The 22,724-nt window shown below is 55.4% G+C and carries 21 protein-coding genes and 1 tRNA gene; 14 read left to right on the top strand and 8 right to left on the bottom strand.

Annotated features, from left to right (window positions below):
• Nucleotides 1-3 precede the first annotated feature (3 nt).
• On the top strand, nucleotides 4-870 hold the full coding sequence (gene yjeJ / locus ABLV12_RS13155) for a YjeJ family protein (RefSeq protein ID WP_202862132.1): 867 nt from the start codon (nucleotides 4-6) through the stop codon (nucleotides 868-870).
• Nucleotides 871-920: 50 nt separating this feature from the next.
• Here the strand turns inward: yjeJ and ABLV12_RS13160 are convergent, their stop codons facing one another.
• The 3 genes from ABLV12_RS13160 to ABLV12_RS13170 form a co-directional block, all read right to left on the bottom strand.
• Nucleotides 921-1,274, bottom strand: a complete 354-nt coding sequence (locus tag ABLV12_RS13160) for a DUF4156 domain-containing protein (protein ID WP_004109236.1) — start codon at nucleotides 1,272-1,274, stop codon at nucleotides 921-923.
• A gap of 134 nt (nucleotides 1,275-1,408) precedes the next feature.
• Nucleotides 1,409-3,055, bottom strand: coding sequence for a chaperonin GroEL (groL, locus tag ABLV12_RS13165; protein ID WP_004109240.1), 1,647 nt, complete (start codon nucleotides 3,053-3,055; stop codon nucleotides 1,409-1,411).
• A 43-nt stretch (nucleotides 3,056-3,098) separates the two neighbouring features.
• Nucleotides 3,099-3,392 carry a co-chaperone GroES gene (locus tag ABLV12_RS13170; RefSeq protein WP_003855929.1) on the bottom strand — a complete coding sequence of 98 codons (294 nt, stop codon included), beginning with the start codon at nucleotides 3,390-3,392 and terminating at the stop codon, nucleotides 3,099-3,101.
• A gap of 232 nt (nucleotides 3,393-3,624) precedes the next feature.
• On the opposite strand from ABLV12_RS13170, the gene yjeH reads away from it, so the two are divergent.
• Entirely contained in the window at nucleotides 3,625-4,884 is a 1,260-nt protein-coding gene (gene yjeH / locus ABLV12_RS13175; RefSeq protein ID WP_049127345.1) for an L-methionine/branched-chain amino acid transporter, read from the top strand.
• A 22-nt stretch (nucleotides 4,885-4,906) separates the two neighbouring features.
• Here yjeH and ABLV12_RS13180 read toward each other — a convergent pair whose 3' ends face one another.
• On the bottom strand, nucleotides 4,907-5,383 hold the full coding sequence (locus tag ABLV12_RS13180; protein WP_348867095.1) for an FxsA family protein: 477 nt from the start codon (nucleotides 5,381-5,383) through the stop codon (nucleotides 4,907-4,909).
• 338 nt (nucleotides 5,384-5,721) lie between these two features.
• On the opposite strand from ABLV12_RS13180, the gene aspA reads away from it, so the two are divergent.
• The 7 genes from aspA (at nucleotide 5,722) to ABLV12_RS13215 (ending at nucleotide 13,702) form a co-directional block, all read left to right on the top strand.
• Entirely contained in the window at nucleotides 5,722-7,158 is a 1,437-nt protein-coding gene (gene aspA, locus ABLV12_RS13185; protein WP_004109248.1) for an aspartate ammonia-lyase, read from the top strand.
• Between the two features lie 118 nt (nucleotides 7,159-7,276).
• Nucleotides 7,277-8,578, top strand: coding sequence for an anaerobic C4-dicarboxylate transporter (locus ABLV12_RS13190; protein ID WP_004109251.1), 1,302 nt, complete (start codon nucleotides 7,277-7,279; stop codon nucleotides 8,576-8,578).
• Between the two features lie 94 nt (nucleotides 8,579-8,672).
• Nucleotides 8,673-8,996 (top strand): divalent cation tolerance protein CutA, encoded by a 324-nt coding sequence (cutA, locus tag ABLV12_RS13195; protein ID WP_004109254.1) that lies wholly within the window; start codon nucleotides 8,673-8,675, stop codon nucleotides 8,994-8,996.
• Entirely contained in the window at nucleotides 8,972-10,735 is a 1,764-nt protein-coding gene (locus tag ABLV12_RS13200) for a protein-disulfide reductase DsbD (protein WP_348867096.1), read from the top strand. Before cutA ends, ABLV12_RS13200 begins: the two co-directional genes overlap by 25 nt.
• A 26-nt stretch (nucleotides 10,736-10,761) precedes the next feature.
• Nucleotides 10,762-11,352, top strand: coding sequence for a transcriptional regulator (locus ABLV12_RS13205; protein ID WP_004109259.1), 591 nt, complete (start codon nucleotides 10,762-10,764; stop codon nucleotides 11,350-11,352).
• 68 nt (nucleotides 11,353-11,420) lie between these two features.
• Complete coding sequence (locus ABLV12_RS13210) at nucleotides 11,421-13,511, top strand: DUF1176 domain-containing protein (protein ID WP_064396607.1); 2,091 nt, start codon at nucleotides 11,421-11,423, stop codon at nucleotides 13,509-13,511.
• Nucleotides 13,512-13,626: 115 nt separating this feature from the next.
• Nucleotides 13,627-13,702, top strand: a tRNA-Phe gene (locus ABLV12_RS13215).
• Nucleotides 13,703-13,748: 46 nt separating this feature from the next.
• On the opposite strand, the gene ABLV12_RS13220 is transcribed toward ABLV12_RS13215, so the two are convergent.
• Nucleotides 13,749-14,336 carry an NAD(P)H-dependent oxidoreductase gene (locus tag ABLV12_RS13220; protein WP_335270519.1) on the bottom strand — a complete coding sequence of 196 codons (588 nt, stop codon included), beginning with the start codon at nucleotides 14,334-14,336 and terminating at the stop codon, nucleotides 13,749-13,751.
• A gap of 115 nt (nucleotides 14,337-14,451) precedes the next feature.
• Between ABLV12_RS13220 and ABLV12_RS13225 the strand changes: the two genes are divergently transcribed.
• Nucleotides 14,452-15,072 carry a TetR/AcrR family transcriptional regulator gene (locus tag ABLV12_RS13225; protein ID WP_017145110.1) on the top strand — a complete coding sequence of 207 codons (621 nt, stop codon included), beginning with the start codon at nucleotides 14,452-14,454 and terminating at the stop codon, nucleotides 15,070-15,072.
• A 68-nt stretch (nucleotides 15,073-15,140) separates the two neighbouring features.
• On the opposite strand, the gene ABLV12_RS13230 is transcribed toward ABLV12_RS13225, so the two are convergent.
• Complete coding sequence (locus tag ABLV12_RS13230) at nucleotides 15,141-15,923, bottom strand: DsbA family protein (RefSeq protein WP_004109379.1); 783 nt, start codon at nucleotides 15,921-15,923, stop codon at nucleotides 15,141-15,143.
• A gap of 222 nt (nucleotides 15,924-16,145) precedes the next feature.
• On the opposite strand from ABLV12_RS13230, the gene ABLV12_RS13235 reads away from it, so the two are divergent.
• From ABLV12_RS13235 to cbpM, 3 genes are all read left to right on the top strand, one after another.
• A complete protein-coding gene (locus tag ABLV12_RS13235) occupies nucleotides 16,146-16,829 on the top strand; it encodes a TerC family protein (protein WP_335270518.1) in 684 nt (227 codons plus the stop codon).
• Nucleotides 16,830-16,978: 149 nt separating this feature from the next.
• A complete protein-coding gene (cbpA, locus tag ABLV12_RS13240) occupies nucleotides 16,979-17,896 on the top strand; it encodes a curved DNA-binding protein (protein WP_004109383.1) in 918 nt (305 codons plus the stop codon).
• Complete coding sequence (gene cbpM, locus ABLV12_RS13245; protein WP_004109388.1) at nucleotides 17,896-18,201, top strand: chaperone modulator CbpM; 306 nt, start codon at nucleotides 17,896-17,898, stop codon at nucleotides 18,199-18,201. The genes cbpA and cbpM overlap by 1 nt, the downstream gene beginning before the upstream one ends.
• Nucleotides 18,202-18,491: 290 nt before the next feature.
• Here cbpM and ABLV12_RS13250 read toward each other — a convergent pair whose 3' ends face one another.
• On the bottom strand, nucleotides 18,492-19,838 hold the full coding sequence (locus ABLV12_RS13250; protein WP_004109389.1) for an alpha-glucosidase/alpha-galactosidase: 1,347 nt from the start codon (nucleotides 19,836-19,838) through the stop codon (nucleotides 18,492-18,494).
• 238 nt (nucleotides 19,839-20,076) lie between these two features.
• Here ABLV12_RS13250 and melR point away from each other — a divergent pair, with 238 nt between their 5' ends.
• A complete protein-coding gene (gene melR / locus ABLV12_RS13255; RefSeq protein WP_004117308.1) occupies nucleotides 20,077-21,018 on the top strand; it encodes a transcriptional regulator MelR in 942 nt (313 codons plus the stop codon).
• A gap of 51 nt (nucleotides 21,019-21,069) precedes the next feature.
• On the opposite strand, the gene proP is transcribed toward melR, so the two are convergent.
• Nucleotides 21,070-22,572 carry a glycine betaine/L-proline transporter ProP gene (proP, locus tag ABLV12_RS13260; protein WP_004109391.1) on the bottom strand — a complete coding sequence of 501 codons (1,503 nt, stop codon included), beginning with the start codon at nucleotides 22,570-22,572 and terminating at the stop codon, nucleotides 21,070-21,072.
• Between the last annotated feature and the right edge of the window lie 152 nt (nucleotides 22,573-22,724).

Here is a 22,724-nt window from a genome sequence, read left to right on the forward strand (position 1 = left end):
CGTATGCAAGGAACATTTATTGGTTTTAATACCGCATCTATTAAATATGATGACAAATTTTTGGCTTTAATGCTCAAAGTCAAACTGAGTAATCAACTCTGTCAGTCTTATTATCTTCAGGCGCCGATTCTTGCGGATCTCCTGTTAGTTCTGCAGCACAGAATGGCCATAGTCCTGCAGCGCTTAAATGCTGAAGGTGAAAGTTATAAGAATGAACTGGTGGCCTTTAATGAACGCCTTATAGAAAATACACCGGCGATCGATATAACTGAAGTACAGCACCCTAATCCGGAAAGGCGTATTATGTCGATAACGTTAAAACCCGGCGACACCTGGTCAACGCTCATTCTGGTGCTGCAAAATGAGCAAATTGCTACGCTGCGTATTGATGATATGCAAGTTGAAGCGCTGCTGGTGGGCATTCAGCAGTCTCTTAAACACACGGGAGATAGCGATCTGATTAATTATTTAACTTCCTCGCTGGAAGGCCTGATGCTTTATGCGGTGGATTTAACGAATACCAGCAACGTTGATTATCAGCAGTATCTTCAGGATGAATGGAAGCTCAATCTGTTTTCCCATTATCTCGGCGTGTTGTACTGTTGTGACACGGAGGAAGGGCGAAAAATCATCTCCGGCGCAGTGATTAAAACCAATGCCGCTCATCCATCAGAACAGGAAAATATCGTTGTAATGCGCTTAATTGAGAGAAGCCCAAAGCTGAAAGAAGTGCATACCCAGCGCCAGCCCAGCCAGATTTTTAGCCAAATCATCCCTTCTCAGCCAGGAAGAATGATGACGCTGGAGGAGTGTCTGCGTCCTTTGCATGCGTTCTACCAGCAAACTCAGGCGCAACTCAGCAAGCAATAAAAAGAGATCAAGAGGGTGCCTCAATTTAGGCAAGAGAGGCACCGGTTAAATCAGTTCGGGCACTTATAAACCTGGCCGTTCATTTGGCTATCGGTCGGCACAAAGCTGGACAGCAGATTCTGCGTCGGGCTGCTGACGCCGTAAATGACGTTGCCACCCATCTCTGCGGCCTTGTTACGCAGGGCGTTTGCCGCGCCGCGCATGGAGCCGCCTTCGTCACCATTCTGTCCGGACAGCCAGTTGCTCTGCGTGCCGCTTGCGGTACCTAACAGCTGGCATTCAGAACCTGGTTTATCTTCAACAAAGCGTACGTTCTGGCCACCAGAGGTCAATTCGTTGCTGGAGCTGCAACCTGCTAACAACAATGCTGCGCCGACAATCCCTGCTAAATATTTTACCTGCATGTTATTCCCCACGATCAATGAGCTGGACGCACTGGCCCGGATGTACAACCTTATACTAAAAAGACGACAAAAAGAAAAACCCCCGAGCATTTCTGCCCGAGGGTTTCTTTATATCTAAGGGGTATAGCGCACGATTACATCATGCCGCCCATACCGCCCATGCCACCCATGCCACCAGCAGCACCTAAGTCAGGCGCGTCGCTTTTCGGCAGGTCGGTGACCATGCACTCGGTGGTGATCATCAGACCAGCAACGGATGCTGCGTACTGCAGAGCAGAACGAGTCACTTTAGTTGGGTCCAGAATACCGAAGTCGATCATGTTGCCATACTCTTCGGTTGCAGCGTTGTAACCGTAGTTACCTTCACCACCTTTCACAGTGTTCGCCACAACAGACGGTTCTTCACCGGCGTTGGACACGATCTGACGCAGCGGAGCTTCCATTGCGCGCAGCGCAACTTTGATACCGACGTTCTGATCTTCGTTCTGAGCGGTCAGGCCAGCCAGTTTAGCGGCAACGCGAACCAGCGCTACGCCACCACCGGCAACCACGCCTTCTTCAACCGCAGCACGGGTCGCGTGCAGGGCATCGTCAACGCGTGCTTTCTTCTCTTTCATTTCAACTTCGGTAGCCGCGCCCACTTTGATTACTGCAACGCCGCCTGCCAGTTTAGCCACGCGCTCCTGCAGTTTTTCACGGTCGTAGTCAGAAGTTGCTTCTTCAATCTGCTTACGGATCTGAGCAACGCGGCCCTGGATCGCAGCTTCTTCGCCCACGCCATCGATGATAGTGGTGGTGTCTTTGTTGATAACAACGCGTTTCGCCTGACCCAGATCTTCCAGAGTCGCTTTTTCCAGCTCCATACCGATCTCTTCAGAGATAACGGTACCGCCAGTCAGAGTTGCGATGTCCTGCAGCATAGCTTTACGACGGTCGCCGAAGCCCGGTGCTTTAACCGCAGCAACTTTAACGATGCCGCGCATGGTGTTCACTACCAGGGTCGCCAGCGCTTCGCCTTCTACGTCTTCAGCGATGATAACCAGCGGTTTGCCCGCTTTTGCTACGGCTTCCAGAACCGGCAGCATTTCGCGGATGTTGGAGATTTTTTTGTCAGCCAGCAGGATGAACGGGCTTTCCAGTTCAACAGCGCCGGTTTCCGGCTTGTTGATGAAGTACGGGGACAGGTAGCCGCGGTCAAACTGCATACCTTCAACTACGTCCAGTTCGTCTTCCAGACCAGTACCGTCTTCAACGGTGATCACGCCTTCTTTACCGACTTTGTCCATCGCTTCAGCGATAAGTTTACCTACGGTTTCGTCGGAGTTAGCGGAGATGGTACCAACCTGAGCAATGGCTTTAGAGTCAGAGCACGGTACAGACAGCGCTTTCAGTTCTTCAACAGCGGCTACGACAGCTTTGTCGATACCACGTTTCAGATCCATCGGGTTCATACCCGCAGCAACGGCTTTCAGGCCTTCAGCGATGATAGCCTGAGCCAGTACGGTTGCGGTGGTGGTACCGTCGCCTGCAGCGTCGTTCGCTTTAGAGGCAACTTCTTTCACCATCTGCGCGCCCATGTTCTCGAACTTGTCTTCCAGCTCGATTTCACGCGCTACGGAAACGCCGTCTTTAGTGATAGTCGGCGCACCGAAGGATTTGTCCAGAACCACGTTACGGCCTTTCGGGCCCAGGGTTACTTTAACTGCGTCTGCCAGTACGTTTACGCCGCGCAGCATTTTCACACGAGCGTCGTTACCGAATTTTACGTCTTTAGCTGCCATTTTATCTTTCCCTTAAATTCGTATGTTCAGTGTCGTTCGCGGATTAAGCTTCAACAATTGCCAGAATGTCGCTTTCGGACATGATCAACACTTCTTCATTGTCGATCTTCTCGGATTTCACGCCGTAGCCATCGTTGAAAATTACGATGTCACCAACTTTAACGTCCAGAGGCTGCACGGTTCCGTTTTCCAGGATGCGGCCCTTACCGACAGCGATGATTTCGCCACGAGTTGATTTTGCTGCCGCAGAACCGGTCAGAACGATGCCGCCAGCAGATTTCGTTTCAACTTCTTTACGTTTGACGATCACACGATCATGTAACGGACGAATACTCATTGATAGCTCTCCTTTGAGAAAGTCATTATCAGTTATGGATGACGCCGGTCCGCACACGGTTTTCCGGCTAGTGCCCTGAGAGATGGGGGTGGGGTTTTACCGCTTCAAGGGGAAAAGTAAAAAAAAATTTGTCCTCGTGCTCAGACGCACACAAATTTACCGCCGTTGCCTGACGTCATAAGCAAAAGCGATTGTGATACCATCCCTTTTTTGCCGGGCGCAGGGTTGAAACATGAGTGGTTTAAAACAGGAGTTGGGGCTTGCCCAAGGAGTGGGGTTACTCTCCACATCATTACTGGGAACCGGCGTCTTCGCCGTTCCGGCGCTGGCCGCATTGGTCGCTGGCGACAACAGCCTGTGGGCCTGGCCGGCGCTGATTTTACTGGTGTTTCCCATCGCTATCGTCTTCGCCACGCTGGGTCGGCACTTTCCCAGCGCCGGCGGCGTGGCGCATTTTGTGGATATGGCTTTTGGACCGCGTCTGGCGCGCGTCACCGGCTGGCTCTTTCTATCGGTGATCCCGGTCGGATTACCCGCGGCCCTGCATATCGCCACCGGCTTCGGTCAGGCGCTTTTTGGCTGGCACGATAGCCAGCTGCTGCTGGCTGAACTGGGAACGCTGGCGATTATCTGGTGGGTCGGCTCTCGCGGAGCCAGCTCCAGCGCCAATCTACAAACGCTGGTTGCCGTACTCATTGTCGCCCTGATCGTTGCTATCTGGTGGCGCGGCGGGATCAACCCCACGCAGATCCCCTTCCCGGCGCCCGCTGAAATCGATAGTTCGCAGCTTTTCTCCGCGCTTTCGGTGATGTTCTGGTGTTTTGTCGGTCTGGAGGCTTTCGCTCATCTGGCCTCTGAGTTTAAGCAGCCGGAGCGCGATTTTCCCCGCGCGCTGATGATCGGCTTATTACTGGCGGGTTCGGTCTACTGGGCCTGTACCGTGCTGGTCCTGCACTTTCATGCCTTTGGTGAGGAGATGGCCGCCGCCGCGTCGCTGCCCAATATCGTCGTACGCCTGTTCGGCATTCAGGCGCTGTGGATTGCCTGCGTTATCGGCTATCTCGCCTGCTTCGCCAGCCTCAATATCTATATCCAGAGCTTTGCCCGCCTGGTGTGGTCGCAGGCGCAGCATAAGCCTGCGAGCTATCTGGCCCGCCTGTCGCCGCGACAAATTCCGCGCAATGCGCTGAACGCGGTACTCGGCTGCTGCGTGATTAGCGCCTTGTGCATTTACGCGCTCAATATCAACCTGGACGCCCTGATCGTCTACGCCAACGGCATTTTTATTATGATCTATCTGCTGTGTATGCTGGCGGGCTGCCGTTTGCTGCATGGGCGTTATCGCGTGTTAGCGGCGTTTGGCAGCGTGCTGTGCCTGCTGCTGCTGGCGATGGTGGGGTGGAAGAGCCTGTACGCGTTTATCATGCTGGCGGTACTGTGGCTGTTTTTACCAAAGCGCAGGCTCGCGGAGAGAGTCACCAGGCCGGAGTGACCGGCCCGGACAATGCTAAATGTTAATCACGACGATCGTCTTTATGTTCGAGGCGGTCGCGCTCGTCATCTTTGCGCTGGTATTCGCCTTCAAAGGTATCGCCGCCACCGGTTCCGGCGCTAAACCCGCCGCCCGGCATCCGACTAAAGCGCAGATGCGGCATCAGCTTTAAGGTCAGGTGCTTCTGCACCGGAGGCAGCAGCAGCAGCAGCCCCAGGAAATCGGTAAAGAACCCCGGCAGAAGCAGCAGCAAACCGGAGATGATCAGCGACACGCTTTTGATCATTTCAGCGGCCGGGCTCTCTCCCGCCGCCATCTTCTGCTGCATCAGCATGAGGTTTTTAAATCCCTGGTTTTTTACCAGCGATATCCCCACGACCGAGCTAAAGATCACCAGAATCAGCGTCAGCAGGACGCCAAGCACGTGGGCGACCTGGATAAAGATCGATATCTCAATGTAAACGTATAAAAAAACGGCAATTAACGGAATCCAACGCACCGGCGTCTCCTTCATTAACAGGCGCCAGCGTCGGCGCCCGTAGTCATAGATATGCTATTCGCATCGAAAAGATGTTGGGCCAAAACGTCACTTTTCAATCGTAAAAAAAGCTTATTTTTTTCAAGAATAGAAAACCGGTGACTCATTTCACAGATTAATAATTCTTATAGGATTCACTACATAATAAGTGATCAGGGTGACTGATATTCGCTATTATCAGCATATGATCGTGGGCACCGGGCCGATTAAGGAAATAATCTGCGGCCAGAAAATGCGCGAGATCCCATAAATTCTGCGTATTTGGTGAATTCATAGGCAGCTTGAAAGAGAAGGTTCACATGTTAAACAACATTCGTATCGAAGAAGATCTGTTGGGCACCAGGGAAGTTCCAGCTGACGCTTACTACGGCGTCCATACTCTGAGAGCGATTGAAAACTTCTACATCAGCAATAACAAAATCAGCGACATTCCTGAATTTGTCCGCGGAATGGTGATGGTGAAGAAGGCCGCTGCGCAGGCTAACAAAGAGCTGCAAACTATCCCTAAAAGCATCGCCAACGCCATTATTGCCGCCTGCGATGAGGTGTTGAATAACGGCAAGTGCATGGACCAGTTCCCGGTTGATGTGTTCCAGGGCGGGGCAGGCACCTCCGTTAACATGAACACCAACGAAGTCCTGGCGAACATCGGCCTTGAGCTGATGGGCCATCAGAAAGGCGAATATCAGTATCTCAACCCCAACGACCACGTTAACAAATGTCAGTCCACTAACGATGCTTACCCGACCGGTTTCCGCATCGCGGTCTACGCCTCCATTCTCAAACTGATCGATGCAATCAACCAGCTTGGCGAAGGTTTCCAGCAAAAGGCCGTTGAGTTCCAGGACATTCTGAAAATGGGTCGTACCCAGCTGCAGGACGCGGTGCCGATGACCCTGGGGCAGGAGTTTCACGCGTTTAACGTTCTGCTTAACGAAGAGACTAAATGCATTCTGCGCACCGCTGAGCTGCTGCTGGAGGTAAACCTCGGCGCGACCGCTATCGGCACCCGCCTGAATACCCCGGATGGTTATCAGCAGCTGGCAGTTCAAAAACTGGCGGAAGTCAGCAACCTGCCGGTTGTGCCAGCCGAAGACCTGATCGAAGCCACCTCCGACTGCGGCGCCTACGTGATGGTCCACAGTTCCCTGAAGCGGCTGGCGGTTAAACTGTCCAAAATCTGTAACGACCTGCGCCTGCTCTCTTCCGGCCCGCGCGCCGGCCTGAACGAAATTAACCTGCCCGAACTGCAGGCGGGCTCCTCTATCATGCCAGCCAAGGTAAACCCGGTGGTCCCTGAGGTCGTCAATCAGGTGTGCTTCAAAGTGATTGGTAACGATACAACCGTCACCATGGCTTCCGAAGCGGGGCAGCTGCAGCTGAACGTGATGGAGCCGGTGATTGGCCAGGCGATGTTTGAATCTATCCATATTCTGACTAACGCCTGCTACAACCTGCTGGAAAAATGCGTGAGCGGCATCACCGCCAACAAAGCGGTATGCGAAAGCTACGTCTACAACTCCATTGGCATCGTCACCTACCTCAACCCGTATATCGGCCACCACAATGGCGATATCGTCGGCAAGATTTGCGCCGAAACGGGCAAGAGCGTCAGAGACGTGGTGCTTGAGCGCGGGCTGCTGACCGCAGCGGAGCTGGACGATATCTTCTCCGCGCAAAACCTGATGCATCCGGCCTATAAAGCGAAGCGGTATACTGATGAAAGCGAACAGTAAAGTTTCAGGTTAAACTAATCACGGGCATGTCAGCGATGACATGCCTTTTTTGTTCTTATTGATCTACTAAATTACAACAATCCAATATCAACTTGTTAATAAAACAAGGAAGGCATATATGTTTGGTGCAGAACTCGTTATTGTCCTGCTGGCTATTTATCTGGGAGCCAGACTCGGGGGCATCGGCATCGGTTTCGCCGGTGGCCTGGGCGTCCTCGTCCTGACCCTCTTTTTTCAAATTAAACCCGGCGCGATCCCCTTCGACGTCATCGAAATCATTATGGCGGTTATCGCCGCTATCGCCGCCATGCAGGTCGCCGGAGGGATGGACTACCTGGTCAGTCTCGCCGAACGTATGCTGCGACGTCACCCCAAATACATCACCTTTCTCGCCCCGCTGGTCACCTGGTTTATGACCATACTGGCCGGAACCGGACACACTGCTTTCTCTACGCTTCCGGTGATCACCGAAGTAGCGAAAGAGCAGGGTATTCGCCCCTCGCGCCCTCTTTCCATCGCCGTGGTTGCCTCACAGATTGCGATCACCGCCTCGCCGATTTCCGCTGCGGTGGTCTTTTTTGCCGGCATCCTTGAACCGCTGGGCGTCAGCTACCTGACTCTGCTGGCAATCTGTATTCCGGTTACCCTGATTGCCGTGATGCTCACCGCCATCGTCTGTAACTTCCTCGGCTGTGAGCTAAAAGACGATCCGATTTATCAGGAGCGGCTGGCGAAAGGGGAAGTCAAGCTGCGCGGCAGCCAGGTTTTCGAGCTTAAGCCGCACGCCAGACGCTCTGTGCTGCTGTTCCTGATTGGTATCGTCGCGGTAATGTTTTACGCCACCGCCATCAGCGACACCGTCGGCCTGATTAAAGATCCGGTTCTGCCGCGCAACGAAGCGATCGTGGTATTTATGCTGACTATCGCGACATTGATCAGCATCACCTGCAAAATCGACACCGGTGAAGTACTCAACGCCAGCACGTTTAAATCCGGCATGAGCGCCTGCGTTTGCGTTCTCGGCGTCGCATGGCTGGGGGATACTTTCGTTAAAGCCCACATCAGCGATATCCAGACGGTAGCAGGCGACCTGCTGCACAACTATCCGTGGCTGCTGGCGGTCGTGCTATTCTTCGCCGCAACCCTGCTCTATTCCCAGGCAGCCACCACCAAGGCGCTGATGCCCGCCGCGCTGATGCTGGGCGTAAGCCCTCTCACCGCTATCGCCTCATTTGCCGCCGTCTCTGCGCTGTTCGTTCTGCCAACCTACCCAACCCTGCTGGCGGCGGTCGAGATGGATGACACCGGCTCCACCCGCATCGGTAAATACGTCTTCAACCACGCCTTCCTGATCCCCGGCGTCATCGCCATTACGCTATGCGTGATCCTCGGGTTTATTTTTGGCGGCATCATGCTGTAAATCTCTTCAAATTCGGGCCAGATCCTGGCCCGTTTCGTTAATCCTCCCTTTCTTGCGTGCTATAGTGCCTCTTTTCGCTGATACGAGGTTCACGATGACTACGCCTGATGCTGTTGTTGTACTCTGTACCGCGCCGGATGAAGCGACCGCCCAGGACCTGGCGGCCAAAGCATTGGCGGAAAAACTTGCCGCCTGCGCCACGCTCCTGCCGGGAGCGACGTCGCTCTATTACTGGGAAGGAAAACTGGAGCAGGAGTATGAAGTGCAAATGCTGCTGAAAACCGACCTTGCCCATCAGCAGGCGCTGCTGGACTGTCTGAAGTCCCATCACCCGTATCAAACCCCTGAACTTTTGGTTCTGCCCGTTATTCACGGAGACAATGATTACCTCTCATGGCTCAACGCATCATTACGCTGATCCTGCTGCTTTGCAGCACATCGGCCATTGCCGGCCTGTTCGACGCCCCCGGTCGTTCGAACTTTGTTCCTGCTGACCAGGCTTTTGCCTTCGATTTTCAGCAGAATCAACACGATCTCAATCTGACCTGGCAAATCAAGGAGGGTTACTATCTTTACCGCAAACAGATTAAGCTGACCTCCGCCGATGCGACGTTTATCGAACCCTCGCTGCCGTCAGGCGAATGGCATGTGGACGAGTTTTACGGTAAAAGTGAAATTTACCGCCAGCGCCTGACCGTCCCGGTCACTCTGACGCACGCCGCCGCTGGCGCAACCCTTACCGTCACCTGGCAGGGCTGCGCGGATGCGGGTTTTTGCTATCCGCCAGAAACCAAAATCGTGCCGCTTGGCAAAGCGCTGGCGCGCTCCAGCAACGATCCGCACGCCGGGCAACCCAGGCTGAACCCGCCGCTGCCGCTGGAAACGCGCCCGGCGCTGCCGGTCGAGTCGCCGTCCGACCTTCCTTCTCCCGTCGCGGACAACCACAGCGCCGATCTCCCCTTTAGCGCGCTTTGGGCGCTATTAATTGGTATCGGCATCGCGTTTACCCCCTGCGTTCTGCCGATGTATCCGCTGATTTCCGGCATCGTGCTGGGCGGTCAAAAACGCCTCTCCACCGCCCGCGCGCTGCTGCTGGCCTTTATCTACGTTCAGGGAATGGCGTTAACCTACACCGCGCTGGGTCTGGTCGTCGCCGCTGCGGGCCTGCAGTTCCAGGCAGCGCTGCAGCACCCTTATGTGCTGATCGGCCTGTCGGTCGTGTTTATCCTGCTGGCGCTGTCGATGTTTGGTCTGTTTACGCTCCAGCTGCCTTCGTCGCTGCAAACGCGTCTGACGCTGATGAGCAATAAACGCCAGGGCGGTTCACCCGGCGGCGTATTCGCCATGGGGGCGATTGCCGGATTAATCTGCTCGCCCTGTACCACCGCGCCGCTGAGCGCCATTCTGCTGTATATCGCCCAGAGCGGTAATCTGTGGCTGGGCGGTGGAACCCTGTATCTCTACGCGCTCGGAATGGGGCTGCCGCTGATCCTGGTGACCGTATTTGGCAACCGCCTGCTGCCGAAAAGCGGCCCGTGGATGGCTCACGTGAAAACCGCCTTTGGCTTCGTGATCCTCGCGCTGCCGGTATTTTTACTGGAACGCATCCTGGGAGACCTGTGGGGCCTGCGGCTTTGGTCGCTGCTTGGCGTCGCCTTTTTTAGCTGGGCGTTTATCACCTCGCTGGGCGGCACGCGCCCCTGGCTGCGTCTCGTACAAATCGCCATGCTCGGCGCAGCGCTGGTCAGCGCCCGTCCGCTGCAGGACTGGGCTTTCGATGCACCGGTCGTGCAACGGCAATCCCATCTCCAGTTTACCCGTATCCATAGCGTCGATGAGCTCAATCAGGCGCTGGCGCAGGCGAAAGGCAAACCGGTGATGCTCGATCTTTACGCCGACTGGTGCGTGGCCTGCAAAGAGTTCGAGAAATACACCTTTACCTCACCTGAGGTTCAACAGGCCCTGAAAGAGACCGTTCTGCTACAAGTGGATGTCACGAAAAATAGCGCACAAGACGCGGCGCTGCTGAAGCACCTCAGGGTGCTTGGCCTCCCCACGATTCTGTTCTTCAACGAACAGGGCGAGGAGCAGCCCGCGCAGCGGGTCACCGGGTTTATGGATGCCGCGGCATTCAGCGCCCATTTGCGCGATCGATAACCGTGAGCGACACTTTAGGAGGGAAAATGGAGGAGAAGACCGTGCAACGTGAAGAAGTCCTGGGTGAAGCCATCCAAATCCTCGAAATCGAGGGTATCGCTAACACCACGCTGGAAATGGTCGCCGAGCGCGTGGCTTACCCGCTCAATGACCTCAAACGTTTCTGGCCCGATCGCGAGGCGCTGCTTTATGACGCGCTTCGCCATCTTAGCCATCAGGTCGATGCCTGGCGCCGTCAGCTTTTACTCGACGAGTCGCTAAGCGCAGAGCAGAAACTGCTGGCCCGCTACGCCGCACTGACCACCTGCGTTAGCAACCATCGTTATCCCGGCTGCCTGTTTATCGCCGCCTGTACTTTTTACCCGGACGCTCAGCACCCGATCCATCAGTTGGCCGAGCAGCAGAAGCAAGCTTCTCTGGCCTATACCCACGAACTGCTTAGCCAGCTGGAGGTTGACGATCCGGCGATGGTCGCGAAGCAGATGGAGCTGATCATCGAAGGTTGCCTGAGCCGCCTGCTGATCAAACGTAGCCAGACTGACGTCGATACCGCACGTCGCCTGGCAGAAGATATTTTGCGTTTTGCCCAGTGCCGGATGGGCGGTGCGCTGACCTGATTCCGATATCTTAACCGATTCATCGCGCATATAATTCCCCACTCATCGATATGCTGACAGGGTTTGATATGCGCTCTCTTCTTTGGGCTGCCATTATGGGGCTGTGTTCGACACCGCTTCTGGCAGCCTCTCCGCAAGGTTTCTCTTTCGCGCATAAAGACTGGGAGCTCGCCTGCGACAACACCGGCACCTGCCGGGCCGCAGGCTATGGCGTCACCATGGGCGAAGTCAGCGTTCTGCTGACCCGCAATGCGGGCGCGGCGCAGCACGTCGTCGCCGTTGCGACCTTCGCGCAAACCGAACGCGATATTCCGCCCGACGCCACGGTCACTCTGTTCATCGACGATCGCGACAACGGCGCCCTCGAAGCCGTCGACGAGAGCCATTTTCGCTTTGATGATAGCCAGACGTCGGCCCTGATTCAGGCCCTGGAGCATAACGGCAAAATTGAGCTGGCGATTAACGGCGAGCGCAAGGTGCTGTCCAGCGCAGGCAGCAGCGCCGCATTTCTGAAAATGGATGAGTTCCAGCAGCGCCTGGGCACCGCCGATGCGCTGATGCGTCAAGGAGATGCCGGCGATGACAACGTTTTGCCGGCGGCGCCCGCGCCGGAAATCATCGCCGCGCCGGTCATTAACAATGCCGCTGCCGCGACGCTGACGGCAAAACAGCGGCAGAAGCTTCTTCCGCAGCTAACCCCCGTGCTTAACAGCCATTGCGACGACTGGCAAAACGCCGACATCCCGGCCTCCGAGCGTCAGCTCACCGCCACCCCGCTGGATAAAAACCACACCTTGATTCAGGCCCTTTGCTGGCGCGCGGCCTACAACGACGGCTACGCCATATGGGTGGTCGACAAAGCATTTATGACTCAGCCTCAGCTGATCGCTACCGACGCCTCCAGCTATGGCGATGGCGTGCTTACCTTTTTCAACAAGGGCCGCGGTATTGCCGACTGTATCAGCGGAGAAGAGCGCGTGTGGGACGGCCGGACCTTTGTTCAGAGCCTGAAATACACCACCGGCGACTGCCGGGAAATCGCCCCCGGCGGCGCATGGATGTTGCCCACTTTCGTCAGTCAGGTTATCCCCAGGCAGCAAAAAGAAGCCGATAATAATGCGCTGAAAGCGCTGTATAACGCCGTGTTAAAAGAGCAGAAGGTCAACCCTGAACTGGATCTGAATAAGATCGCCGAACAGTTTCCCCTCAGCGGCAAGGTCAGCCATTTTACGCTGACCTACGCGGACGACTCTCTGGTCTCGACGAGCAAACCTTCCGCCGATATCAGCGATGATGAGTGGCAGGCGTTTCTCCAGTCCGATATCAGCGCCGACTCCGAAAACGGCAAAGTCAGCTTCACCCTGGTGGATCTCGACGGTGACGGCAGACGCGATTTAATTATCGATAGCTACGTCGGCGGCACCGGACTCTTTAGCTATACCGGAGTCTTAAAACGCAACGACGACGCTTTCGAAACGGTCAACAGCGACGATAGCGGCAACGGCGATGATTTTGACGCAGGGGTTCCCGGCGCGCTTTTTTCCCTTAACGGCCGCGGCGCCAACCAGTGGAGCCAGTGGGTACGCATTAATGGCCAGGTTTATGCCCTCTGGTACAACGGTCAGTTTGGCGAAGATAATCTCTATTTATTGCGCCCGTTTGCCCCCTCGGGCAGTAGCGCGCCTGCGGTGACGATCCGCTATCGCTACACTCTCAATGACATCCGCTCGCCGGAAAAAGGCCAGCCGCTGACGCCCGCGTTAAGCGACGGGGAAAAAACGGATCTGCTGAAGTCGCTGGAGGTGATGCAGAGCAGCCTGCTTAAGGATAAGCCGCAGAGCGACGGCGAAGCCCCAATCTGCCCTATTCCTCCGGGCACGTCGGCCGACGATGCGGAAAGTTACTATAGCGGCGTGGCGTCTAACTATATTTATGAAACCGTCGCCTATATTCCGGTCTGGCTGAATGATAAATGTTTTATCGGCACCATCTTTAGCCACCACGGCGCATATCGTCACGGCGTCGACGCGGAAATTACCATCAGCTCGCCGCGCGATGACGAAGACGTCGTCGGAGACTACGCGATCTCCGGACTTCGCCGCGCGATCTCAGTGACCAGCGGCTGGAAGAACCGCGAAGGCGATAACGGCATGATGTAATTTCCCGCAGAATAGCGCGCTCAGACGCAGAATTGCCGCAAAGTTAAGCAACCGGTAGATAAATCGAGAAATTTGATTGACGGAGCGTACGGATTACGGTTTAATGCGCCCCGTTGCCCGGATAGCTCAGTCGGTAGAGCAGGGGATTGAAAATCCCCGTGTCCTTGGTTCGATTCCGAGTCCGGGCACCACTATTCAGAGAACCCAGCCTATGGCTGGGTTTTTGCTTTTATGCTTTCAGTTAAATATCGTCTTCCCTAGCTGATACCCCGCCTCAAGATGCGCTTTCGCCGTTTCCAGCTCCGGTAACAGCAGCAGCTGCGAACTGGCCACCGTCGCCCCGCAGTAATCAAAAATGCCGTGGGCGATCTGCGCATGAAAAGCAGCGGTAATCCCATGCTTATCATACGTTTTCTGATTGGCTGCGCCTAACGCAACCAGGTGCACTCGCAGACGCCCGAGCTTCTTCACCACCTCGCCCCCGGCGGTTTCCTCATAGGCCCAGCCGTTGGCAAACACGCGGTCGATCCAGCCCTTCAGCAGCGCAGGCATCGACCACCAGTAAACGGGAAAGACCAGCACCAGCGCGTCGGCTCGATCGAGTCTGGCCTGCTCAGCAATCACATCGGGCGGCGTGGCGCCGGTTTGCAGAAATGCGGCGATATCCGGCTCAGTAAACACCGGGTTAAAGCCTTCCTGCGTTAAATCTGCTATTTCAGCAGTGTGCTGCTGGCCGGATTCGGCAATCCCTTGCGCAATAGCCGTCGCTACGCTGTGAGTCAGAGAAGTATTAAGAGGATGAGAAACCACGATTAATGCATGCATGACGGATACCCCAGTTGCGCGATAACGATATTGGACGTAGTCTAATATACTAACAGTAACCTACTTATGGTAACTTACCTTTGGTATATTAGCATGTCAACGGGAGAATCCTTTTATGTCTCAACCCCTCGTACGGCAGCGTTTAACGCGAGAAGAGCGGCGCAAGCAGCTAATAGACGTCGCCTGGCATATTATTCGCGAGGAAGGAACCGATGCCCTGACGCTGGGCTATCTGGCGACCCAGGCGGGGGTGACTAAACCGGTGGTTTACGATCATTTTGACAGCCGTTCGGGGCTTTTCGCGGCGCTGTATGCGGAATACGACCAGCGCCAGAGCGTAAAGATGGATGAAATTCTGCGCAACACCGAACCCAGGGCGGAGACACTGGCTTCGGCGATCGCTAATGCCTACATTGAGTGCGTCCTGCTCCAGGGCCGCGAAATGCCCAGCGTGATGGCCGCGCTGGCCGGGACGCCTGAGCTGGAGAAGATCAAGCAGGAGTGCATAACCGCATTTACCGCGAAATGCCGGCAATATTTTTCGCCGCTTTGCGAGAGTGAAAACCTCAGCGAAGCAGCCATTCTCGCCATGCTTGGATCCGCCGACGGGCTATCAGCTGCGGTAGTAAACGGCGTCATCACGGAGCAGCAGGCGAAAGATGAGCTATTTCAGGTGATTATGTCGATGCTGCAGCGCTGCTGCCGTGGCGAAGAAGCGCTACCCGGTAGCGGCTAGCGCTTTATATGGCCGACAAAACTTATCAGATCATCTGATGATGAGTTTTCCGTGGGCGCCTTTAATTATCAGCCGCCCGCTTTCTTAATCGCCGCATCCAGCGAGGCTTTATCCGCCAGCCCAGGGAATACGGTGATCGTCGCCTCCGTGGCGCCGGTCGTCGGCATTACGATAACGCCGGGCGTACCGCTTAAACCGATCTCCTGCGCCAGCTGGTTGGTACTTTCCAGTACCGACTCAACGTCCGCCGCTTTCTTCGCATCGAAATTGACCTTCTTCGCCTGCTGCTGCACGTCAGCGGCGGTTAGCTTGCCTTCGTTATGCCCGGTGGAATAGATGCCGTTATGGTAGGTCAAATAGGCCTCTGCGCCCTTCTGCTGATAAATCTGCAGCCCGGTTTTCGCCGCCTCCAGCGAGGTTTCCCAACGGCTGCCAAAAATTGGCCACTCTTTGAAAGCAAAGCGGGTCTGCGGGTTCTCTTTAATAACCTGCTCCATGACCGGAGCCAGACGGCTGCAGTAAACGCATTGATAATCAAAGAATTCAATAACGGTCACTTTGCCCTCTTTCGGGCCATAGGTTGGGGTGTTTTTATCCTGCGTCAGCGCAGCCGCGTTCTTCAGTACCGCCTGCGTCGCGGCGCTGGCCTGCTGCTGTTCCTGAATTTGCTGCAGCTTCTGGCTGGCCTGCAGCAGCACTTCCGGATGCGCGACTAAATAGTCCGCGGCAATTTTGCCGATACGGGCTTCCTGTTCGGGCGTGAAGGTGGGTGCATCAGCGGCAGTTGCCATCACCGGAAGCAGGGCGGCACCAATAAAGGCGAGTGTCAGTAAATTCTTATGGCCGGGCATGTGGGTAGTCCTTGCGATGGGTGAACGGCAGGTGTGTCTTTACGAACAAAATATCATCCTTTGCCCGCGAATCATCCCCGGACGAGGCAATGATTAGTAACTATATTTTTCAATAACTCAACGCGCCCTCGCGATTTAGCGGGTGGTCAACGCGCGTGAACGGGAGTACGCTTCGCCCCCTGCTTTTTCCCCAGGACCTCTTTTTAGTTAGATGAGTTAGGTATGAATGAGTTTTTCAGTCAGTGGGACGTAGCGGTTATCCTGCTGCAAATTATCGCTATCGACCTGTTATTAGGCGGCGACAACGCGGTGGTGATCGCGATGGCCTGCCGTAAGCTGCCGCCGCATCAGCGGACCAAAGCGATTATTATCGGCACCTTTGGTGCGATAGCGGCGCGCGTGCTGCTGCTGGCCGTGGCTATTTATTTGCTCTCATTGCCGTGGTTGAAAGTGGTTGGCGCTCTGATGCTGTTGTGGATCGGTATCAGGCTGGTCACCAATCAGGAAGAAGAGAATGAAATCAGCAGCTCCAGCAGCCAGTGGCGTACCGCGGTCACCATTACCGTTGCCGATGTCATTATGTCGCTGGACAACGTACTGGCCGTCGCCGCCGCCGGAAAAGGCCATCTGCTGCTGGTTGCCCTGGGGGTGCTGATCAGCATCCCGATTATTGTCGCGGGCAGTAAACTGGTGTTGGCGATCCTTAACCGCTTCCCGTCGGTGGTGATGCTGGGAGGCGCGCTTATCGGCTGGATAGCCGGCTCAATGATAGTGAGCGATGTCACCATCGTTCATCTGTTCCCCAACGCGCCAGCCACCCTTCCGTTGATCGGCGGCGCCATTGGCGCTGCCCTGGTGCTGCTGGAAGGGCTGCGCAGGAACCGCAGCAGGCCTTCTGCCGAATAGGGTTATCCACGTTCTGTCGCCGTCGATCCCGACGGCGTCAAGTTTGCGCCACTTTTCCACCACATCCGTCCTCATTTGCCCTACGCTTAATAAAGACACCTGTTCCAGGGATCTGTAACCGTAATATTGCGCATAAATGAGATAACATCATGGAATTAAAGGATTATTATGCCATTTTAGGGGTTCAGCCAACGGACGATCTGAAAACCATTAAGACCGCCTATCGCCGTCTGGCACGCAAATATCACCCCGATGTCAGTAAAGAAAACGATGCCGAAGCCAGGTTCAAAGATCTCGCCGAAGCCTGGGAAGTGCTTAAAGATGACCAGCGCCGCGCTGAATACGACCAACTGTGGCAGCACCGCAACGATCCGCACTTTGGCCGTCAGCAGCACTCCCACGAGCAGAGCTACAGCCAGCAGGACTTTGACGACATCTTCTCCTCCATGTTTGGCCAGCAGGCGCATCATAGCCGCCGCCAGCAGGGCGTGCGCGGCCATGATTTAGAGATAGAAGTCGCGGTTTTCCTTGAAGAGACTTTAGCCGAACAGACGCGCACTATCAGCTATAAGCTGCCGGTGTATAACGTCTTTGGCATGGTTGAAAGCGAAACGCCGAAAACCCTGAACGTAAAAATTCCCGCAGGCGTCGTCGACGGCCAGCGCATCCGCCTGAAAGGTCAGGGTACCCCCGGCGAGAATGGCGGCCCGAACGGCGACCTGTGGCTGGTGATACATATCGCCCCGCATCCGCTGTTTGATATCGTCGGACATAACCTTGAAATTGTCCTGCCGCTGGCGCCATGGGAAGCGGCATTAGGCACCAAAGTCACTATCCCGACGCTCAAAGAGAGCATTCTGTTGACCATCCCGCCGGGCAGCCAGGCCGGACAGCGCCTGCGCGTCAAGGGCAAAGGGCTGGCCAGCAAAACCACCACTGGCGATCTGTACGCCGTGATTAAAATCGTTATGCCGCCAAAACCGGATGAGAAGAGCCGCGAGCTCTGGCAGCAGCTGGCCGATGCGCAATCCAGCTTCGAGCCGCGTAAGACATGGGGGAAAGCCTGATGGCTAAGATAACAGTGACGTTTACGATTACCGAATTTTGTCTCCACACCGGCCTTTCCGAGGAGGAGCTGAACGAAATTGTCGGCCTCGGCATGATCGAGCCGCGCCAGCCGCAGCGGGAAAAGTGGCTGTTTGACGATAGTGCGGTGACAATTGTTCACCGCGCCGTACGCTTACGCAAAGAGCTGGAGCTGGACTGGCCGGGGATCGCCGTCGCCTTGACGCTGCTTGACGAGAACGCGCGCCTGAGCCGTGAAAATCAAATTCTGCAGCAGCGGCTGGCGCGCTTTCTGACGCATGGTTAAACCCCATCCGCAGGCGGTGGTAAATCCGTAGCCCGGTTAAGCGCAGCGCCACAGGGAAGATAATCTGAAGCAGCATTGCGCGCTATTCCCCGGAGGCGGTGCTTGACGCGCTTTGTCCGGGCTACGTGTACGCAGATGGCGGTAAACCCGTAGCCCGGTCATACACAGCGCCATCGGGAAAGACGGTGGTAAACCCGTAGCCCGGCTAAGCGCAGCGCGAGCCGGGAGAAAAACGCAAAGCCACCTCCAGGCCGGATAAGGCGCTAGCCGTCATCCGACACAATACCTGATTAGCCATGCACCCACGCCGGCAGCCAGTCGCCGTGGCTGTCGATCAGATCGTCCACCAGCGCATAGATCTCCTCAATGCCCAGCACCGCCGCCGTATGCGGGTCCATCATCGTCGCATAGTAGATATAGTCGCGATTTTCCGTGAGTATCGCCTCCGTCAGCAGGGTCTGAACGTTGATATTGGTTTGCATCATTGCCGCCAGATGGGCAGGCAGCTTGCCCGCTTTGGTCGGTTGAATGCCGTTAGCGTCCACCAGACAGGCCACCTCCACGCAGCAGCCCTGCGGCAGGTTATCGATAAGATTATCGTTACGCACGTTGCCGTAGATCACGCTCGGCTCGCCTGTCCAGATGGCGTTCATAATGGTGCTGGCGTACTCGCGCGAGGGTTTGACCTCAATGCGCTCGCTGGTTTTATACCGCTCCAGCTCTTTGTGCCAGTTCGCCACCTGCTCTACGCAGCGTTTCGGATACTCATCCAGCGGCACCTGATAGCGCGCAATCAGATCCTCACGCCCCGGCTTGATAAACCAGGGAGTGTATTCCGCGAAGTGCTCGGACGACTCCGTGACAAAATAGCCCAACTTTTTAAACATCTCATAGCGGACGATGTTCTGGCAGCGCGAATCCTCGCGATGCTTCGGCGCGCGTCCTTCGGCAAATGCCTGCAGCATCTCCGGGTAAATACTGACATAACTGCCGTCGCTGAGCTTTTTCTCCAGCGACAGGTAAAAGGCCATATGATTGATACCGGCGCAGCGGTAGCGTAAATCCGCCGGGTCGAGATCCAGATCGTGGGCCAGTTCCTCCGCCGTCCCCTGCACCGAATGACACAGTCCGACCTGCTTAATATGCGGATAGCGGGCGTACATCGCCCAGGTATTCATCGCCATCGGATTGACGTAGTTAAGCATAGTGGCATTCGGACAAACTTCGGTCATATCGTCGCAGATGCGCCACAGGTGTGGAATGGTGCGCAGCGCGCGCATAATTCCGCCCGGGCCAAGCGTATCGGCAATAGTTTGCTCCACGCCATGCAGCTTACAGACTTCAAAATCGGTGACCGTACAGGGCTGATAGCCGCCAATCTGGAAGGCCACCACCACAAAATCCGCGTCCTGCAGCGCCGCTTTCTGGTCGCGATGGCAGCTGATTTCCCCCTCCGCGCCCAGAGAGTCCATCAGTTTGCGCACCACAATATGCGACTCCTCCAGGCGAGTCGCATCGATATCCATCAGGGCGATATGCGCGGACTTTAGCGCCGGGCGCTGAAACACATCGCCGAGTATATTTTTGACGAATACCGTCGAACCGGCGCCGATAAAGGTAATTTTGGGGGCAGACATAGGGTGCTCTCCGTAGGGTTAGTGAACGTTAACAGAGTGGCATGCCGGACTACCGGCAGGCTGCCCTCTTCCCGCCGGAGCATTCCCGAAAACTCAGATCGGCTACCGGCAAGCATGAAAACTGATTTTTCGGGAATAAATGGGCGAAAAAGAAGAGAAAACGGGCCTTTAATTCGACTAAGATAAGCGCTGACTGGCGTCAAAAATCGGCAAGAATGATGATTCAGGAATCTACATCATGATCGATAAACCCCGCGCAGCGCATCCCGCCGACGCGTATATGAGCAGCAGCGACGATCGACTGCCCCGCAGCCCGCTGGCGCTCTACTCTGAATACCAGCGGATGGATATCGAGCTGCGTACTCCTTATGCCATGACCGCCAGCCACTGGCACGGTCAGGTGGAGGTGAACGTCCCCTTCGACGGCGATGTCGAGTATCTGATCAACGATGAAGCGGTACGTATCGAGCAGGGCTATATCACCCTGTTCTGGGCCTGTACGCCCCATCGCCTTACCCGACCAGGGGCCTGCAGGCAGATGGCTATCTTCAACCTGCCGATGCATCTGTTTTTATCCTGGCCGCTGGATCGGGAGCTTATTAACCACGTCACCCACGGTATGGTGGTGAAATCGCTGGCTGCCCAGCAGCTCAGCGTATTTGAAGTCCAGCGCTGGCAGCAGGAGCTGAACAGCGATAATGAGCAAATCCGCCAGTTAGCGATCGATGAAATCGCTCTGATGCTCAAGCGCCTGAGCCTCTCCGGCTGGCAGCCGATTCTGGTGAACAAGACTTCACGCACGCATAAGAACAGCGTTTCGCGCCACGCCCAGTTTTACGTCAGCCAGATGCTGGAATATATTGCCATCCACTACGATCGGGCGCTCACCGTCAACGATGTCGCCGAGCATGTGAAGCTGAATGCCAACTACGCGATGGGGATTTTTCAGCGGGTGATGCAGCAAACCATGAAGCAGTACATTACCGCGATGCGCATTAATCACGTTCGGGCGCTGCTCAGCGACACCGATAAGACCATCCTCGATATCGCCCTGACCGCCGGTTTCGGCTCCAGCAGCCGCTTTTACAGCACTTTTAATAAATATGTCGGCATGCCGCCGCAGCAGTATCGCAGGCTGAGCCAGCAGCGTCGCCATAATCTGGCGCCCGCCGGGGCATAAAAAAATGCCGCCGGGGAAGCCCACGGCGGCATTGATTAACAGCAAAACGGTTTAGTCGTTGATGCGCGGATGCTGCTGCACCAGACGAGAGCGTTTTTCCTGCAGATCGGCGATCTCCTGATCGATATCTTCGATTTTATGCTCGATGTTATCGTAGTGCTCGCCGAGAATTTCTTTCGCTTCCTGAATATCCGAAGCCGCTGGCGTCGCCCCTTTCAGCGGACGATTGGCGGTCTCTTTCATCGACAGGCCGGTAATCAGACCGATAACTGCAATTACCATCAGATAGTAAGCCGGCATCATCAGGTTCTGCGTGCTTTCTACCAGCCACGCCGCCAGGGTTGGCGTCAGACCGGCAATCAGCACCGAGATGTTGAAGGCGCTGGCCAGGGCGCTAAAACGAATGTGGGTCGGGAACATCGCCGGCAGCGACGAAGCCATCACTCCGATAAAGCAGTTCAGCACAACCGCCAGCACCAGCAGACCGGCGAAAATCAGGCCGAGAACGTTACTGTTAATCATGATGAATGCCGGAATCGACAGCGCGAACAGCGCCACGCTACCAATCAGAATGAACGGGCGACGGCCAAAACGGTCGCTGAGCATACCGATAACCGGCTGAACGAACAGCATCCCGACCATGATGGCGATGATGATCAGCACCCCGTGGTCTTCTGAATAGTGCAGGTTATGCGACAGGTAGCTCGGCATGTAGGTCAGCAGCATGTAGTAGGTCACGTTGGTGGAAATCACCAGACCGATACAGGTCAGCAGGCTACGCCAGTGTTTAGTGGCGATCTCTTTAAAGGAGACTTTCGGCCCGTCCTGCAGGCCCTCGCGGTCGCCCTGCTCCATTTTATCAACGTGCTGCTGGAACGCCGGCGTCTCTTCCAGCGCATGGCGCAGATAAAGACCAATAATGCCTAACGGCAGCGCGAGGAAGAACGGAATACGCCAGCCCCAGTCGAGGAAGTTCTCTTCGCCTACCATGCTGGAAATGAGTACCACCACGCCCGCGCCCATCACGAAGCCCGCTATCGAACCGAAGTCCAGCCAGCTGCCCATAAAGCCGCGTTTACGGTCAGGCGAGTATTCCGCCACAAAGATCGATGCCCCGGTATATTCTCCGCCCACCGAGAATCCCTGCGCCATTTTACACAGCAGCAGCAGAATCGGCGCCCAGATACCAATGGTGGCATACGACGGAATAAGACCGATACAGAATGTACTTATCGACATAATGACGATGGTTATCGCCAGAATTTTTTGTCGACCATATTTATCGCCCAGCATCCCGAAGAACAGGCCGCCTAGTGGACGAATTAAGAAGGGAACCGAGAAAGTACCGAGCGCGGCAATCATCTGCACGCTGGGGTTGGCATCGGGGAAAAAGACCTTACCAAGAGCATACGCAACAAAACCATATACCCCAAAATCGAACCACTCCATCGCGTTACCCAGCGACGCTGCGGTAATCGCTTTCTTCAGTTTGCTATCATCAATGATGGTCACATCCCGAAGCGTGATGGGTTTTACTTTTTTCCTTTTAAGCATAATTATCCTCTTTTGCTCTCGCCTTGAGCGCACGAATCTCCGCCGAATGACAAGGTCATTCGCGTCATGCGTTGGGAGCGGCGAATTGCTGTGCTCCACATTTCAAGCGTAGCAGGTTTGCCTGCACTGTCTGCTGACAGTCCGTACAACCG

The sequence above is a fragment of the Klebsiella sp. CN_Kp100 genome (genome assembly GCF_040065315.1).
GTDB classification, from domain to species: Bacteria; Pseudomonadota; Gammaproteobacteria; order Enterobacterales; family Enterobacteriaceae; genus Klebsiella; species Klebsiella oxytoca.